Below are 16208 nucleotides of genomic sequence, written 5' to 3'. Positions count from 1 at the left end.
GCGGTACCAACTGCATGGCAAAAGGCAATACAGTTGCGACGTCCAGCAAATGTAGTAACAGTGGCCTTGGCGATTCCAACATGCTACGTGACCATAGATTGGTTAACAACAGAACGGAATACTCGTTGCGCCTCGTCTCCGGTTCGCACAGCGGAAGGGGCGTCGTGCGTCCGCCACCGAAGTCTACCCGGCGCGCAATCGAAGCGGCTGCAGGCGATGTGTGCGAACGCCTCTCAAGGGACAGCCAGTCATGTCCTGCTTCAGCCGGTCGATGCAATCCTGTTTTCAATTTGGGAGGGTGCGAAGCTGCACATACAGCCTGCTTATGATCGATAAATCTCTCGTGGACGTCGAGTCCTTCATTTCTGAAATATGTATCACGAAAATCAATGAAGTGTAGAGATTTATAACTTTTCGTAAGCGGCGAGAAATAACAATGAAAGGCATGCTTCCGGGTCTGGACGTTCTGCGGTTTTTGCTGGCCTGCTATCTGGTCATTTACCACACGCTGGTCTACTATCCGGCAGCACAGGCAATGTTTTGGGCTGACATATTCAAGTTGGGGTGCGGCGCGACCAGTATTTTCTTTATATTGTCCGGATTTATTCTGTCGCATGTTTCGGTGGAAATGACGCCTGGGGAACGGAAAAATGTTTCGGCATCCAGATTCTTTATTAGCCGATTCACCAATCTTTATCCGATCCACATTATCACGCTAGTGTTGACGGTGGCATTGATGACCGTTAGTTCCCGTCCATTTGATGTCGAACTAAGTAATCTCGATTCCGCAGCGGAGAAAATCCACACGATGAGCGTGGAGGAAGTGGCAGTCAATGCGATTTTGCAAATCCTGCTGCTTCAGGCGTGGAATCCTTTTTACCTGTCGTTCAATGTTCCAACGTGGTCGCTGTCGACGCTGTTCTTTTTCTATCTGCTATTTCCAGCCGCCGCCCCTCGCTTGCTGTCCATGCGCCGCAAGTGGTCGATGCTGACTGCGATGTGGGTCGCAAGTCTTCTCCCGGCGGTCATCGTCGTCGCAAATGGCTGGTATGACGTCTGGACGATAGGCATGCTCCATATCAATCCGCTGATACGGCTGCCGGAATTTTTGGCAGGCATTCTCGCCTACGGCATATTCGCGGGGCACGCTCAACAAATCACCGGATTCGTCGGGCGTCATCGGCGAATCCTGATAGGAACGCTACTAGCGTTTTTCGTCGGCGCTGCTTATCAGTTCGCACACGGGCCGCCATTCTGGGAAGTCCTTCTTCACAACGGTGCGATGTTGCCCGCCCAAGTGGCGGTGATATTTGTTTCAGCGAGCTTGCTTCAACGCGCGTCACCGCGAGTCGTCCGTTGGACGAGGCGGTTCGGTAACGCTTCGCTGTCGATTTTCGCTCTACAAATCCCGCTCTTTATTGCGTTTTTAAAAGTACAGAAGTTGCTTGGCATTCCCTATCCACTTTTGTCCTGCGTTCATAGACTGCATGTGTGCGCCGCGGCGGCAAGCCGGGTGCCAACGCATTTGTCGGTCTATCCGGTCTATCTGGCCATGATTCTCGTTGCGTCTATAGTGTTCCAGGAAAGACTCGTCGCGCCGCTTCGGAGTACCTTGCGCCGTGTATTGACTCCAGGACTTGCGCAAAAAGCCACGCCTGAGCGCGCAAACGGATTGTTACGAAGCGACGTAAGCCCGAAGCAACGCCAAGTTTCGTGATGTCGGGGGCACGACGAAACGCCCGACTCGCCTGGATTACGGCCAGTGCCTGCTGGTGAGTCCGATGGTTGTGGCGCAATTCGGATACGCCGGTCTGTCAGGCTCGCGTTTTCGACGGGCAGGAGCCAATGCGTAAGCTGGAAGACATTCACGGATTGCTCAACGGTTGCCACTTAGATCGCGAAGTGGTCGTCCTGAGCGCGGTCTGTCGCTGGCGCACACCCTTGGCTAACGAAATGGCGAGAATCGCCTGGGCGATCCTTACTCACGGGACTTCGTACGAAGCGCATCATGTGAGCAACAGACGTGCATAGCAGGATGAGCACTTTGAAGCGTTGAGGAACTGGTAGGTGGCCTGGGTTGATTTCAATGTGATGGCGCGACAGGTCGGACCGCAGAAACGCAAACCTGAGCACAGTCTTGTGCTTCAAGCACGTGGCCGAGATGAGGACGTTCCTCGCGAATTCCATCAGGGGCCGCAACTTCGGCCTGCAAAAGGCCGGATATAAGACCGCAGCCAATACCTCGTTCACGCATCACATAAGATCAACTTGCCAAACCGGGCGGTGTCCATATACGGCTGTGTGAAAACGCGTAGGTCGCCTAAACTGGATTAGCTCATTCAGCATGGGTGACCGGATGAAGCGATTCATAGAAGGTGAGGATCGCAAGCAGGTGACGCTGCTTCCCGAATGCCTCGATGAACTCGTTGGCAAGGACAATCCTGTCAGGATCATCGAGGCGTTCGTTGAAGACCTTGACCTTGAATCGCTGGGCTTCAATGGAGCGATGCCATCGATTACAGGTCGCCCGTCTTATCATCCAACGTGCTATTAAAGATATATATCTATGGCTATCTGAACCGGGTTCAGTCGAGTCGCCGCCTGGAGCGTGAATGCCAACGCAATGTTGAGCTAATGTGGCTCACAGGTCACCTGGGCGAAGGATCTCGAACACGACGCGAACGACTTTGCAGCGGGCCGAACGCTTGCCTGTCCGGTGCTCGTGCTTTGGAGTGAGCGAGAACAGAAAGGGAGGCATATCTCGCCCCTCGACGCGTGGTCCAGGTGGGCGGCGAATGTGACGGGCAGAGGAATGCCCGGCGGTCATCTGCTGCCTGAGGATGCGCCAAACGAGGTGTTGTCCGCCCTCGGCAGCTTCCTGAACGACAGGCTTTGACATTCCTGCTTGCCGGCAAGTGAGTGGCGGTGGATTCAGGTGAACGACCGAAAGGGCACACCAGACTTTTCACCCTGCCAGGCCGGCGGAGCAAAAGCGACATGCGGGCTACAGCTCAAATGAGTTTGCCGTCAACCGGGCGGCACCTGCTGGCATTCCGCCACAAACCAACGGTCGACCTGACGCTGTGCCGCCTGCAGATCTTCCGGGTAGTTCGGGTCGAACCACCTGGATGGGTCGTAGCCCGCCTGCCTTAAAGCCGCCAGTTCGCTGCGGTTTCGCTCCGCGGTCGGTGGCGCGTTGTTCCTGAGCGCGGCCAGGTCGCGGCATTGCGCTGCGCTCAAGTGTGTCGTGCTTGCCGGCGTGCCGCTCGCTGCGCAGCCGGCCTGCAGTAAAACCAACGCGGCAAGCATCGGCCACTTCATCGGTGGGGTCTTCATATCATGTCTCCCTCCATTCGAGCGACACCGTACAGTAGCGGCAAATGGCCCGATTCAAAGTCCTATGTTGCGCTCGTACACGCAATGCCGGTAAGTGCGCCGAGGATCGAATAGAGGTTCTATCGGCCAAAGGCTATCTTCACTTACGTGAGATCAAGATTTTCTCACAACGACTGCGCCAGTTTCGGCGGTCATAGGACTTTTGACGTCAGTCGGGATTGCGCATCGCGTCCGAGCAGTCGACATCGTCAGCCACCGAATCCATGTTGAAAATGTGGCCTGCGCGCCGCGTGCATTATCGAAAAAAGAACAGCGCCAATATTGTGCCCCAACCTGGCGTTAAAGAAATTTAATGCACTGATGTCGGGCAATTCTTGCTGCACAAAAGTGCATTTTCAAGCAATCTTCGAAGAATCCTTCAGATTCGCATGAGCGCGCCGATATGTACTTCGGGTCTCAGGTTCGAGACGATCCAAACGATGGCGCGCCGGCGCGTTGGCTGAACGAAGGATTTTAGAAAAATGCGATTGTTTGTCCCGGGCATGGCTCTGATGAGTCGGATGAAGATGTCGAGGAAGCTCGTCGTCCTTGCTCTTCTCTTCCTGCTGCCTCTCTCAGTGTGCCTCGTCTCCATTCTGCGCGAAGATGCCAGCGCCCACCGCTCGACGGAGCAGGAACTCGAGGGCGTGTCATTGCTCGAGACAGGTCAGGCCTTGATCAAGGCGGTGCAGAAACGGCGTGGCGCGAGCGGCGCCTTGATCGCAGGCAATGAAGCCATGCGCCCGACGTTCGATGCGGCCAACGCGGATTCGGCGCGGTTGATGACCGCCTTGCGAGAACAGGCGAAGTCGACGAAAACATTCTCGGTCAATGAGCAGGTCGATGCACTCGCGGAGCAATACGCGAAGCTCGTGGCTATGCCGCTATCCGGCGCAGGCAAGGACGTCTTCGATGCACACACGGCGTTCGTGCGCGCGGTCTTCGCTTTCACAGGCGATCTTGCCGACGCGTCCCAACTGGCGCTCGATCCCAAAGCGGCCACCTACTATCTGATGAACACGGTCGTATTCTCGCTGCCCAACGCAGCGGAGATGGCAGCGATCGCGCGCGGCAAAGGCGCCATGGCCCTCAGTCAAGGAAAGCCGGGGCCGGCCGACCAGGGCGCGCTCAGTGTGCATGCCGGTTCTCTGCGCGATCAGATGGAAACGGTACGGCGCGATCTGCAACGCGCGCAACGCGCATTGGGCAGTACAGCGCAGGCTGCGGACGTCCGGGCGCTGAACTTTAGCGACTTCGATGACTTCGGAAAGGCGCTCGCCGACCTCGCTGCCAACGGTCACGATACCGAGTCTCTCGACGCCGCAAGCTATTTCGCCATGGGAACGCGCGCCGTCGACTCGATCTATGCGGCCCACGAAAAGCTTGCCGTGATGTTGCGCAGTCTTTTGACGGAACGAGCGAAGTCCGACGCGGCGCATTTCGCGCTCATGTGCGTCGTCAGTGCGACGTCCGTGTTCCTTGCGCTCTATCTGTTCATCGCGTTCGCTTACCAGACGAACCGGGACGTTACCGAGATCGCGGAAAGCATGAACCTCGCGAGCGCCGGCGACCTTCGACGTCGCCTGACAGTGGACGGCCGCGACGAACTGGCGTCCGTGCGCGATCAGATGAACAGGCTGCTCGCGTCGTTGAGCGCCGCCATCGCGTCAACCCGATCGAGCGCCGAGGCCGTGCTTGTCGGCAGCGAGGAGATTGCCTCAGGCAATCTCGATCTTTCCCGAAGAACCGAGGCGCAGGCGGCTTCGCTCGAGCAGACAGCGGCCAGCATGGAAGAGTTGACGTCGACCGTGCGCCATAACGCCGACAACGCGAAACGCGCGAGCGTTCTGAGTCGTGAGGCGTCGGAACAGGCCGGTCACAGCGGGCAGGTCATCGCACGTGCGGCGACGGTGATGGATGAAATCGGCAAGCGCTCGGCAGAGATGGCCGACATGATATCGACCATCGAGAGCATTGCATTTCAAACGAATATCCTGGCGCTGAATGCCGCCGTCGAGGCCGCACGAGCCGGTGAGCAGGGAAAAGGATTTGCCGTCGTTGCGGGTGAAGTACGCACGCTTGCCCACCGGACTTCCACTGCCGCCAAGGACGTGAAGGGGATGATCGAGCGCTCGTCGGACAGTGTCGACGGGGGAGCACGGCTGTTCAAGGACGTGGACTCGGTCATCCGAAGCGTGATCGACTCGATTTCAGGCGTCGACACGATCGTCAATGAGATTGCCGGCGCATCCACCCAGCAGGGCGAGGGCATCGAGCAGGTCAATATCGCTGTGAATCAGCTTGACCAGGTGACTCAACAGAACGCGGCGCTCGTTGAAGAAGCCGCGGCGGCAAGCGAGTCTCTGAAGGAGCAGGCGCGTCGGATGGAGCAGGTGGTCTCTGCGTTCAAGCTGGCCCACTGACTGGGAAGACCGCGCGACCCCTCGACCTCGGCGCAGCAAGCCACGCTTTGTGATCAATGAATAGGCGTCGCGCATGGCCGCTTTGCCGGGATGCACGACGCCGCCCGCGCGCTTACACGGCGCTTCTATCGCGACGGCCAACGCTCTGATCCGGCGACTGCCCGCCTGAAGCGCTCCGCGCCAATTCAAGCCGATTGCCGCCCAGCGATTTCGCGCTGTACAACGCCTGATCGGCGGCGGCCAGCAGGTCGGCAAGCGTGGTCGCTTCGCTTTCAGAATGCGCGAGGCCGATGCTGACCGTGGCCTGTATCCCGGCTCCGTCAGTCCGGTATGAGACCGTCTCGGCGAACCGCCTGAGCAGCGCCTCGCCCGTTTCTCTGGCATGCAGGCCGTCATGACCGGGCAGCAGGGCGGCAAATTCTTCTCCGCCGATGCGCGAGAGAATCGCGTCGGGCCCCAACGCGCCGCGAGCAACTTCCCCGAACGACTTGAGGACCTGGTCCCCGGTTTCGTGACCGTATCGATCGTTGATCGTCTTGAAGTGATCGAGGTCGAAGGCAAGCAGTGAAACGGGCCGGGACGCGTCGCTGTCGCGAAGGACGCGCGCACCCTGTTCGAAAAACCATCGGCGATTACCGAGGCCGGTCAGATAATCCGTCTGCGATTCCCGCAACAGCTGACCGTGGGCTTCCTCGCGCACGAGCGTGAGCAAGGTCATCGGCAGAATGACCGAGTACAGGACGCCTTCGTACATCGTGATCTTGCCGACGACCGTCGGTATGTCTCGCCCGTAGGTCATCGCCAGCCACGGCAGGATGAAGGCTCGGAACGCATAAAAGAGCGCATGGACCCCGGACACCACCACGGCGATATACCGCGATTGCAGCGACTTCATGCTGTCGTTGCGCAGCAGTTCGAGAGACGTCATGCCGCAAGCCACCACGATCGGGATCGAACTCACGTAGTCCCACATGATGCCTTGCCACCGCGTGCCCGCCACCGCCCACGCGAGTGCCAGCATGCCGAGCATGACGATCGAGCCGGTGCGGTATTGCCGCCGGTTCAGCAGTGCGACGCCGTGCAGGATCAACAGATAGCCGCTGACGATGACGAGATTGCTCAACGCAGAGCCCGTCGAGCCGGGCAGGCCGCGCCGGAACAGCGCCGCCACACAGCCGATGGCGAGCGTGGCGTAGCCCGCTGCCAGTATTTTCAATTCCTTGCTGCGCTTGGGATGCGTGCGACTCTCCCACAGCGTCATCCCGGAACTGGCGAGAAGCGTTCCGATCGCTAGGAGATAAAGGGTAATGAGATCGACATGCATCGCTGACGTAAAGGCTCTTTCACGCCGGTGCATCGCGGCGGCAGGCGCATTTTACGCCGAAATTTTCGACAGCATAATGCTAGTCAGGCCGAAGCGGCGGATGCGTTCGGCGGGCGCTGTGCCGCAATGTCGGCTGTGGGGCGCGTCGCGCAGGACGCTAACGATTGCGAGGCGTGAAGCCGAGGGGCCAGGGCTGAAAGCCCGCGACCGGTCGAGATGCGGTTCGACGCGTGGGTGCGACGCGCGTGTGCATCACGCCGCGCCGGATCCGTCGTGTCACACCAGGGGAATGTAGATATCGGTCTGCCACTGGTCCTGCGCAGTCTCCGGAAAGACGCTCAGGTAGTGGAAGAACAACGGCTGGTCCCGTAGCTCCTCTCCGCTCGCGGGAAGCCAGTCGCGATAGATCGGGTAGATGGTCTCGCCGATATGGTCGGTCGAACCCGTATGCCGAACCACGGCACATCGAGCGCCCGCAATGACGAGTTCCCGGACCCCGTAGCTATTTGGCGCGACAGCTTCGTCGATCTCGCCGCAAATGTCGAAGCGGAATTCCTCCGCCGGTGTCGTATCCGGATTGCCGTGCGGAATACCGAAGGTTCTGCTCGATGGCAGCGGAGACTGTCCGCTTTGCGTGCGCCAGTCGATGAACTTGCGCACGCTCCCGTTGACGAGTCCAATCGGGCCGCAGTGTTCGAGCGCGGCGACGCGGGTTTCAGAAAAGTCGACAATTTTCACTTGCATGGTCAGTTTCCTCGAAAGATAGGGGACAACGAAGGTCGCACTCCAGATCTGCCATCTCGGATGCTGCCGGAACGAACTGGGCGCCGTGCCGAACGAGCGCTTGAACGCCCGGCTGAAGGCTTCGGGGCTGTCGAAGCCCGCGTCGAGCGCGGCATCGAGCACCGAGCAGGACTCGCGCGAGGCGAGGCGCCGGGCCGCCTGGCGCAAGCGCATCAGTTGCACGTAGCGCGCGACCGGCACGCCCACATAGGCGGCGAACTGTCGATGAAAATGGAACTTCGAGAAGTTCGCAATGCGGCTCAACGCATCCACCGACAGATCGCCTTCGAGGTTCGCGTCGATATGCGCGAGTACGGCGTCGAAGCGCTTCGCGTAGACGGTCGTGGCGTCGGAGTGAGCTTGCATGGTCTGGATCGTGTGATTGGCGCCATGTTCGCCGATGCCGGGAACATTCCGCCTAGCCGCGCTTGCTCGATCTGCAATGGGCTCTTCGGTGGAGGCTCGACTCGGTCGGCCGGGCGGTCGGTCGGGCGGGCCGACTACCGGGTTCCCGGCGCTAACGTCAGGGAGGTGGTGCGATTGCCGGCGATTTGACCGACAGTGGTGAACGGCGGTTTGTGGCGCGACCGGAACGACAAGCCCCGCCGGCCCGCAGCGCGTCTTTCCCCGGACGCGTTTTCTGACGACCCTACCCATTCATGATGCTAACGCCCCCGTCGACAAAAATCGTATTGCCCGTCATCCTCCGCGCATAAGGCGTCGCAAGAAACGCGCAGGTATGGCCGACGTCCATGATATCCACGAGTTCGCCAATTGGCGCCCGTTCCGCCGCCTCATTGAGCAGCAGATCGAAGTCCTTGAGCCCCGACGCCGCGCGTGTCTTCAACGGCCCCGGCGAGATCGGATGCACGCGAATGTGCTTCGGCCCGAGTTCGTGCGCGAGATAGCGGCACGACGCTTCGAGCGCCGCCTTGACCGGGCCCATCAAGTCATAGTTGGGCACGACGCGCGTCGCGCCCAGGTAGCTCATCGCGAACAGTGAGCCGCCTTCGTTCATCAGCGGCGCCGCGAGCCGCGCCATCCGGATGAACGAGTGACACGAGATATCCATCGCCTTCGCGAATCCTTCGGCGGAACTGTTGAGCAGGCCGCCCTGCAGATCCTCCTTCGGTGCAAACGCGATCGAATGCACGGCGACGTCGAGCCGCCCCCAGCGTTCGCGGATCGTGTCGAACACGCTGTCGAGTTCGCCCGGCTTCGAGACGTCGAGCGGCAGCAGGAGCGACGCGCCGAGTTCTTCGGCGAGCGGCTCGACGTAGGCCTTCGCCTTGTCGTTCAGATAGGTGATCGCGAGGTCCGCACCCAGCTCGCGGAATGCGCGCGCACAGCCATAGGCGATCGAGTGTTCGTTGGCGATGCCGACGATCAGCACCTTGCGTTGCGCGAATAGCTGCGCGGATGGCTTGTCCATACTTATGCCTCCAGTCGTTCGAGCGTGTGCCGGGCAATCATCAGTTCCTCGTTGGTCGGAATGACCCAAACGTCGACGGCGCTGTGCGCATCGCTGATACGCGGTCCGTGCCGCGCATTCGCGCCCGCATCGAGCGACACGCCGAGCCACGCGGCCGCGCGGCACACGCGTTCTCGCACCGGCGCTGCATATTCGCCGATGCCCGCGGTGAACACGATCGCATCGAGTCCGCCGAGCGCGGCCGCGAGCGACCCGAGTTCGCGCGAAATCCGGTAGCAGAAAAGATCGACCGCTTCGGCCGCGGCGGGCGCGTCGCTCGCGAGCAGCGTGCGCATGTCGCTCGAAATGCCGGAGACGCCGAGCAGTCCCGAGCGCTTGTACAGCAGCGAACTGATCGCCTGCGCATCCATCCGCGCTTCTTCGATCATCCACAACACGACACCGGGGTCGAGACTGCCCGAGCGGGTACCCATCACGAGTCCTTCGACGGCGGTGAAGCCCATCGTGCTCGCGACACTCCTGCCTTGATCCAGTGCCGTCATGCTCGCGCCGTTGCCCAGATGCAGCACGACCGTCTTGCCTCGCGCCGCGCGCTCGCTGAATTGCGGCAGCACGCTCGCCACGTACTCGTACGACAAACCATGGAAGCCATAGCGCCGCACGCCGCGGCTCGTGATGTCAGGCGGCAGCGCATAGCGTGTCGCGACGGCCGGTTGCGTGTGGTGGAACGCGGTGTCGAAGCACGCGATCTGCGGCACGAGAGGATTGCGCGCCGTGATCGACCGGATCGCCGCGAGATTGTGCGGTTGATGAAGCGGCGCGAGCGGCACGAGCGCTTCGAGCGCGGCCAGCACCTCCGGGTCGACTCGCACCGGCTCGGCATAACGGTCGCCGCCATGCACGACGCGATGGCCGACGGCCACCAAAGTCGAGGCGCCGGCGTGCGCACGCAGCCAGTCGAACAGGAACGCGATCGCGTCGTCGTGGGCGAGAAGTTCGCCTGCCGGCCAGCGCCGATCGTCGATCACTTCGCCGTCTTGCCGCTTCACCAGCAGGCGCGGCGCCGTGTAAAGCTCTTCAAGCTTGCCGCCCGCGATCGGATCGAGCGTGGCGCCGTTCACCGAGAACGCCTGGAACTTGATGCTCGACGAGCCGGAGTTGATGACCAGTATGACGTCCATGCCGCCGCCTCAGACGACGGCGGCGGCTAGCGCCTCGCGCCGCGCGAGCGCGACGAGCGATGCCACCGCGCAGGACGCGAGCCGCGTGATCACCGAGTCGGCGCGACTCGTCAGAATGATCGGTACTTTAGCGCCGAGCACGATGCCGGCGGCGTCCGCGCCCGCGAGAAACGACAGGCTCTTGGCGAGCAGGTTGCCCGCTTCGAGATCCGGCACCACGAGGACGTTCGCGCGCCCCGCGACCGGCGACACGATGCCCTTGATTTTCGCGGCCTCGACGCTGATCGCGTTATCGAGCGCGAGCGGGCCGTCGAGGATGCCACCGGTGATCTGGTGCCGGTCGGCCATCTTGCACAGCGCGGCCGCGTCGAGGGTCGACGGCACTTTCGAGTTGATGGTTTCCATCGCCGAGAGAATCGCGACGCGTGCCTCGGGAAAGCGCAGCGCGTGGGCCAGGTCGATCGCGTTCTGCACGATGTCGCGCTTGTCGTCGAGCGTCGGCGAGATGTTGACGGCCGCGTCGGTGATGATGAGCGCGTCTTCGCGGCCCGGCACGTCCATCACGAAGCAATGGCTCACGCGGCGTTCGGTGCGCAGACCGGTGCCACGCGCGACCACTTCGGCCATTAGTTCGTCGGTGTGCAGCGAGCCCTTCATCAGCGCCTGTGCCTGGCCTTCGTGCACGAGTTGCACGGCGGCGGCCGCGGCGGCGTGGCTGTGCGGCGCATCGACGATCGGCAGATCGCCGAGATCGAGAGCGCCGGCTTGCGCCGCGGCCATGATCTTCGCGCGCGGTCCGACGAGAATCGGTGCGATCAGCCCCAGCCGCGCCGCTTCGATCAGCGCCGACAGCGAATCGTGATCGACCGGATGCGCGACCGCGGTCGGCGTAGGCGGCAGCGTTGCGGCAAACGAGACGAGCCGCTCGTATTTCTCGCGCTTGTGTTCCATATGACGGACCCTCGATGTCTCAACGTGATAGGCGCCCGGCGACGATGCGGCGCCGGGCGAACAGACAGTGACGCGCGTCATTCGACCTTCTGACGAACCTCGCCAGGCTGCGTCGTTTTCGCTTTCTCCGCGGCTCTGAAAATCGCCAGCACACGATCGAGGTCCGCGCGTTCGTGTTCATCGAGGACGAGCGTCGCGGAGAGCTGCTCGAGGTGGCGGGCGGCGGAGCGTACTTTGGCCGATGGCGCGCCTTTCAGCATACCGGGCAGCGCGTCGATAGCGGCTTCGCTGTCGAAGCGCAGCAACGCGGCCTGCTCGCGCACCACCTTTTTGAACGCCAGAATCCCGCGATCGGAGAGCGTGCCGAGCAGCGCCCGCGCGAGATTGAAGCGCCGCTCGTCGGCTTCCCCATGCGTGCGGCGCACGAACAGCAACGCGCGCACGCTCGCTTCGATCAGTCCGCCCGCCGTCATCGCCGCGCGCAAGCGCTGGTGCTCGGCCACGCTCGCCGCGTCGGGCTCCTGTGCCGTGTCCGGCGACGACGCGGCGGCGGCATTTTCCTTGCCGCCCGCGTCGGGAAGGCCCGCCATCGCCTGTAGCCAGGGCGCGCCGTAGATCGTCTCGAACGTCTGCTCGACCGCCGCGTCGCGCATGTCGCGGTAGTAATCGAGCGAGGCTTCGATCGCATTCGACATCAACGTCTGCATCTGCCAGAACGGATTGTCGGCGGCGACGCTCTTGCGCTCCTGCTTCACGCTGTCGGCGAGATGAGCGACGCTCGATGCGAGCGGATTGCGGTCGGACCAGGACTCGTAGGGCACACGCAGCGGGTGGAACCGGCTGGCCAGATCGGCGGACCACGGCGTCGTGCAGGCGTGCAGCCATGGCTGCACGAAGCTGCGGTACAGGCCGAGATTGAGGTTGGACACGTAAGCGGCCGTTGCGAAGCGGCGGTCGCTCGCCGGGTCGGGCTGCACGATCGCGCGGACGTCGTCGACGCTGCGCCGCGTGACGGCCAGCACATGCTCGCCTTCGACGAGTTCCGCGTGACGGGTGGCGGCGGCTTTCTTGCCCATCTGCGCTTGATACACACCCGACGGAAGCATATCGATCAGATCGATATTGCTGACGAACTCGTGATGCTCCTTGCGCCCCGTGCTGCTGGACACAAAGATGCCGAGGTGCCCGATGCTGTCGTGCGTGGCATACACGATCGTCTGGTCGTGGGCGAAGACGTCGGCGTCGTCGCGATACAGGTCGGTGATCCAGCCGAGCGCTTGCGGCGGCGGCGTGATGTTGTCGCCGTACGAGCAGAACACGACGATCGGCGAACGGATATTGCGCAGATCGAGGCGAATCCCGTCCGAGGTCACGATTTCCCCCTGAACGAGCCGGTTGCCGACGAACAGGTTATCGACGATGTACTGCATTTCCGCCGCGTTCAGGAACACATGGCCGCCCCAGTACTTCTCGAAGCCGAGATAGCGCTGCGCTTCGCTGTCGATGTTCGCGTAGAGGTTGTACTGCTTGTGCCACAGCGTGTTGGCCGGGTTCATGTTCTCGAAGTTCTGCACCAGCCACGCTCCGTCGAAGCGGCCGGCGCCGAGGTCGCCGGTCAGCGCGGTGAGCCATGAACCGCCGAGCAGTCCGCCGGAATAGCGCATCGGATTCTTGCCGCGCCAGCCGGCCCAATACGACACCGGTGCGCCGGCGACGATGATCGGCCCGAACAGCTCAGGGCGCATCGCGGCGGTCATCAGCACCTGCCAGCCGGCCTGGCAATTGCCGATCACGGCGGGCTTGCCTGGGCTGTCCGGGTGCAACTCGATGACTTTTTCAAGGAACGTCGCTTCGGCGCGCATGACGTCTTCGACCGTCTGGCCCGGCACCGGGTCGGGCAGAAAGCCGACGAAGTAGCACGTGTGTCCGGCGCGCAGGGCGGCGCCGATCTCGCTTTCGCGCTTGAATCCGCCGATGCCCGGACCGTGCCCCGCGCGCGGGTCGAAGACGACGAACGGGCGCAGGCGCCCCGGATCGCGCACGCCGGCGACGTCGCGTGCGGGCTTGAGGTCGTCGGGGGCGATGATGCGCACGAGGCCGTAGTTGACCGGGCGCGGCAGCGTTCTCCCGTCGACGATCAACTCGGCGGCGAAGTCGAGCACGTTGGGCGTATCGTCGAGCAGATGCGCCTGATACTGGTTGCCACGCTCACGCAGCACGTCGGCGAACAGGACGCCGCGTTGCCAGGCGTCGATGGAGTACTCGACGGCGGCCTGCACGAGCGGCACGCCATAAGAAATCGGGGAAGCGCCAAAGTCAGGCGGGGCGGATTGCGGTTGTGGCTGGGTCATCGTCGCTCCGAATTCTCTCAGATAGTCGGCCCCGGCCCTGTCGCATCCATGTGCGCGGTTTGACGCGGCTGGCGTGGAACTGGGCGAGACAGGGCGCGCCATGTCAAAAGCGCGGCTTTCACCACGATCAGCGATAAAACGGGCAGCGCAACTACGCGGTGCGCGAGCCTCGACGTGGCGTGTCCCATGCGTGACACGAACCCGTCACGGGGCGTGTTGCACCGCACCAGCCAACCCAGTTTAGACGGTGAAGTTTCGACTGGCAAACCGGAAATGGCCGACGAGCGCGTGGAGCGGGCGCGCCGTCGCGCTGCATACCGCGTCGCGTGGACCTGGCACGCCCTTTTATGCGGAAACCGGCAGCAGCGTATTCGCGCTTCGCCTGAAGCGATCCACGAGAAAGTCGAGGAAGGCTCGCGCGCGACGGCGGGCAGATTGCCGTGCCGCGCGGGACGTGCGCCCGTTGCGCGAATGTGCGCGCCAACATCACGTAAGTCGCGCCCGTATCGACGATAAACGTTGCGCGCATGCCATGGGCGAGCGCCTTCACGCGAATCGTTTTGCCGGCCTGGCGCACGCACGTGTCGTCGCCTGAAGCGCACGACGGCAGGCACGACTGGTGCGCGGCATACGCGACAATCTGCTGGTTGGCCTCTGGGTTGTTCGCGCGCCAGGCTCGGCCGATGTCCACATGCGAATCATGCTGATCGCTTCGCAATGGTGTCCTGCTTTGGCGTGCATGTACGCGGCGCGAATCAACAGGCTGCGGGTGACGTGCGATACGTCCGGCACGAGGGCGATCTGCATGTAGTCCGCGAGCGCGTTTTCATAGTCGTGCGCGCCTTCTCTCGCCTGGCCGCGTATGAAGTAGTGCTGCGGAGTGGTGTTGTCGGTCTCGACGAGACGGTCCGCGATTTTCACAGCGGCGCTAAAGTCGCTGACCGCCATCAGGTCGTTCACCGTCGCATTCAGAAAACCGTCCAGCCGGCGGCACTGGTCCACGAACTGGGTCAGCGCGTTCGCCGCTCCGCGCCCGTAGCCGGCACGTTCGAGCCGCGCCGCCAGCGGATTCATCGCATCGCGATTGCACGGGTCCGTCCTGACTGGGACGGTGCGCGCGAGGTATCCACCGTGGTCAGATCGCTCGCGGCCTTCCGGAATAGATTGGCCACAGCCGCTAATTGAAAGCGGGAGCGACAATCCACCTATACCGGATAGCGATGCGATACCCGGCGAGCCTAATGCCCGGTGAGTTTTGCCAATGGCCTGATTGCGGTTTTCGCTCGAAGCCTCGCCGGAATGGAGAGCAGGCGGGTGAATGCCCGATCGACGCTCTTTATCGTTCTGGGCCGCATAGGCTGATCTGTGCTCGTCGGTTATGGTCGAGCCGCCGCTATTCCACAATAGCAATTCGTTCAATGTCGATTGGTGTGTATTGGCTGAATGCCTGAAGGTATGGGCGGAGTTAAATGTCGCGCGAACGCCCGCTGTAATAAACTTATCGATAAAGGATCAGCGCGGCCATTTCCGGCAGGCGCTCTCATCGGCTCGAAAGTTGAACGAAGGTTGAATATACATGCCATATTTCTTTGGAATCGGTCTGCACGTTATCGTCGCGATCTGCTTTGCGGTGCATGCGGTGCGCAGCCGGCAGGGGCTGTATTGGCTATTCATTCTGTTCGCTTTCCCGATGCTGGGTAGTGTGGTCTATCTGTTCGCCATCTACCTGCCGAGCCTGCGCCAATCTCGCGGCGCGCGCGCGGCCACGCAAGCCATCACGCAGTTCGTCGACCCCAATCGCGCGGTGCGCGAGGCGCGCGCTCAATTCGACCGCGCGCCTACTGTCCAGCACCGCATGCGGCTCGGCGAAGCGTTGCTGGCAGCCGGTAACGCCAGCGAAGCGCTCGAGCACTATCAGGCCGCCGCCAACGGGCCGTTCGCCAACGACCCGGCGTTACTGCTCGGCCTGGGTCGCGCGCAGTTTGCAATGGGCAACTACACGGCCACCGACGCCACGTTGGCAAGCCTGTTCGCGGCCAATCCACAGGCCCGCAATCAAGGCGAGCCGGCGCTGCTGTATGCCCGCACGCTTGCCGCGCTGGGAGTCCCCGGTACGCGTGCGGCCTTCGAGCAGGCGTTGACCTGCGCGAACGACGTGGCGCCGCGCTGTCTGTTCGCGGACTGGCTGGCGGCGCAGCCGGACCCGGCGGATCGCGAGCGAGCGGACACCCTGTACGCGGAAATCGTTCAGGATGCCAAACACTGGCCGCGTCACGCACGGGAGCACAACCGGGAGTGGCTGCAGCGCGCGCAGAGCGGGCTGGCGACGGCATCGACGCGCAGATGAGCGGCAAGCCAACGGCTGAAGGAGCGAGTCGCCACGTAGCA

Annotated in this window: 11 protein-coding genes and 2 pseudogenes; 5 read left to right on the top strand and 8 right to left on the bottom strand. The window is 62.3% G+C overall.

The features are described 5' to 3' along the window. Window positions 1-436: 436 nt before the first annotated feature. The 3 genes and pseudogenes from ACZ9H4_RS01580 to ACZ9H4_RS01570 all read left to right on the top strand — a co-directional run. Window positions 437-1717, top strand: a complete 1281-nt coding sequence (locus ACZ9H4_RS01580; RefSeq protein WP_476118086.1) for an acyltransferase family protein — start codon at window positions 437-439, stop codon at window positions 1715-1717. Between the two features lie 639 nt (window positions 1718-2356). Then, a pseudogene (locus ACZ9H4_RS01575) lies at window positions 2357-2656 on the top strand (transposase); the annotation flags it as partial. Next, a pseudogene (locus ACZ9H4_RS01570) lies at window positions 2657-2896 on the top strand (alpha/beta fold hydrolase); the annotation flags it as partial. A 131-nt stretch (window positions 2897-3027) separates the two neighbouring features. Here ACZ9H4_RS01570 and ACZ9H4_RS01565 read toward each other — a convergent pair. Continuing rightward, window positions 3028-3336, bottom strand: a complete 309-nt coding sequence (locus ACZ9H4_RS01565; protein WP_408139213.1) for a DUF4148 domain-containing protein — start codon at window positions 3334-3336, stop codon at window positions 3028-3030. Between the two features lie 521 nt (window positions 3337-3857). Between ACZ9H4_RS01565 and ACZ9H4_RS01560 the strand changes: the two genes are divergently transcribed. After that, on the top strand, window positions 3858-5798 hold the full coding sequence (locus tag ACZ9H4_RS01560) for a methyl-accepting chemotaxis protein (RefSeq protein ID WP_408323833.1): 1941 nt from the start codon (window positions 3858-3860) through the stop codon (window positions 5796-5798). 112 nt (window positions 5799-5910) lie between these two features. Here ACZ9H4_RS01560 and ACZ9H4_RS01555 read toward each other — a convergent pair whose 3' ends face one another. The 7 genes from ACZ9H4_RS01555 to ACZ9H4_RS01525 all read right to left on the bottom strand — a co-directional run bounded on the left by ACZ9H4_RS01555 (window position 5911) and on the right by ACZ9H4_RS01525 (window position 15239). After that, window positions 5911-7122, bottom strand: coding sequence for a GGDEF domain-containing protein (locus ACZ9H4_RS01555; RefSeq protein WP_476118085.1), 1212 nt, complete (start codon window positions 7120-7122; stop codon window positions 5911-5913). A 276-nt stretch (window positions 7123-7398) separates the two neighbouring features. Next, a complete protein-coding gene (locus ACZ9H4_RS01550; RefSeq protein WP_476118084.1) occupies window positions 7399-8271 on the bottom strand; it encodes an AraC family transcriptional regulator in 873 nt (290 codons plus the stop codon). A gap of 283 nt (window positions 8272-8554) precedes the next feature. Continuing rightward, window positions 8555-9337 carry an enoyl-ACP reductase FabI gene (fabI, locus tag ACZ9H4_RS01545; protein WP_408139207.1) on the bottom strand — a complete coding sequence of 261 codons (783 nt, stop codon included), beginning with the start codon at window positions 9335-9337 and terminating at the stop codon, window positions 8555-8557. Window positions 9338-9339: 2 nt separating this feature from the next. Next, window positions 9340-10518 carry an acetate/propionate family kinase gene (locus ACZ9H4_RS01540; RefSeq protein ID WP_408323837.1) on the bottom strand — a complete coding sequence of 393 codons (1179 nt, stop codon included), beginning with the start codon at window positions 10516-10518 and terminating at the stop codon, window positions 9340-9342. 9 nt (window positions 10519-10527) lie between these two features. Continuing rightward, window positions 10528-11469, bottom strand: coding sequence for a phosphate acetyltransferase (locus tag ACZ9H4_RS01535; protein WP_408139205.1), 942 nt, complete (start codon window positions 11467-11469; stop codon window positions 10528-10530). 77 nt (window positions 11470-11546) lie between these two features. Next, window positions 11547-13820, bottom strand: a complete 2274-nt coding sequence (locus tag ACZ9H4_RS01530; RefSeq protein WP_476118083.1) for a DUF3141 domain-containing protein — start codon at window positions 13818-13820, stop codon at window positions 11547-11549. 546 nt (window positions 13821-14366) lie between these two features. Beyond that, complete coding sequence (locus ACZ9H4_RS01525) at window positions 14367-15239, bottom strand: hypothetical protein (protein WP_476118082.1); 873 nt, start codon at window positions 15237-15239, stop codon at window positions 14367-14369. A gap of 157 nt (window positions 15240-15396) precedes the next feature. On the opposite strand from ACZ9H4_RS01525, the gene ACZ9H4_RS01520 reads away from it, so the two are divergent. Next, window positions 15397-16167, top strand: a complete 771-nt coding sequence (locus tag ACZ9H4_RS01520; RefSeq protein WP_476118081.1) for a hypothetical protein — start codon at window positions 15397-15399, stop codon at window positions 16165-16167. Window positions 16168-16208: the final 41 nt, after the last annotated feature.

Source organism: Paraburkholderia sp. TE9906 (genome assembly GCF_056279605.1).
This window is presented reverse-complemented; position numbering and strand designations above follow the sequence as displayed.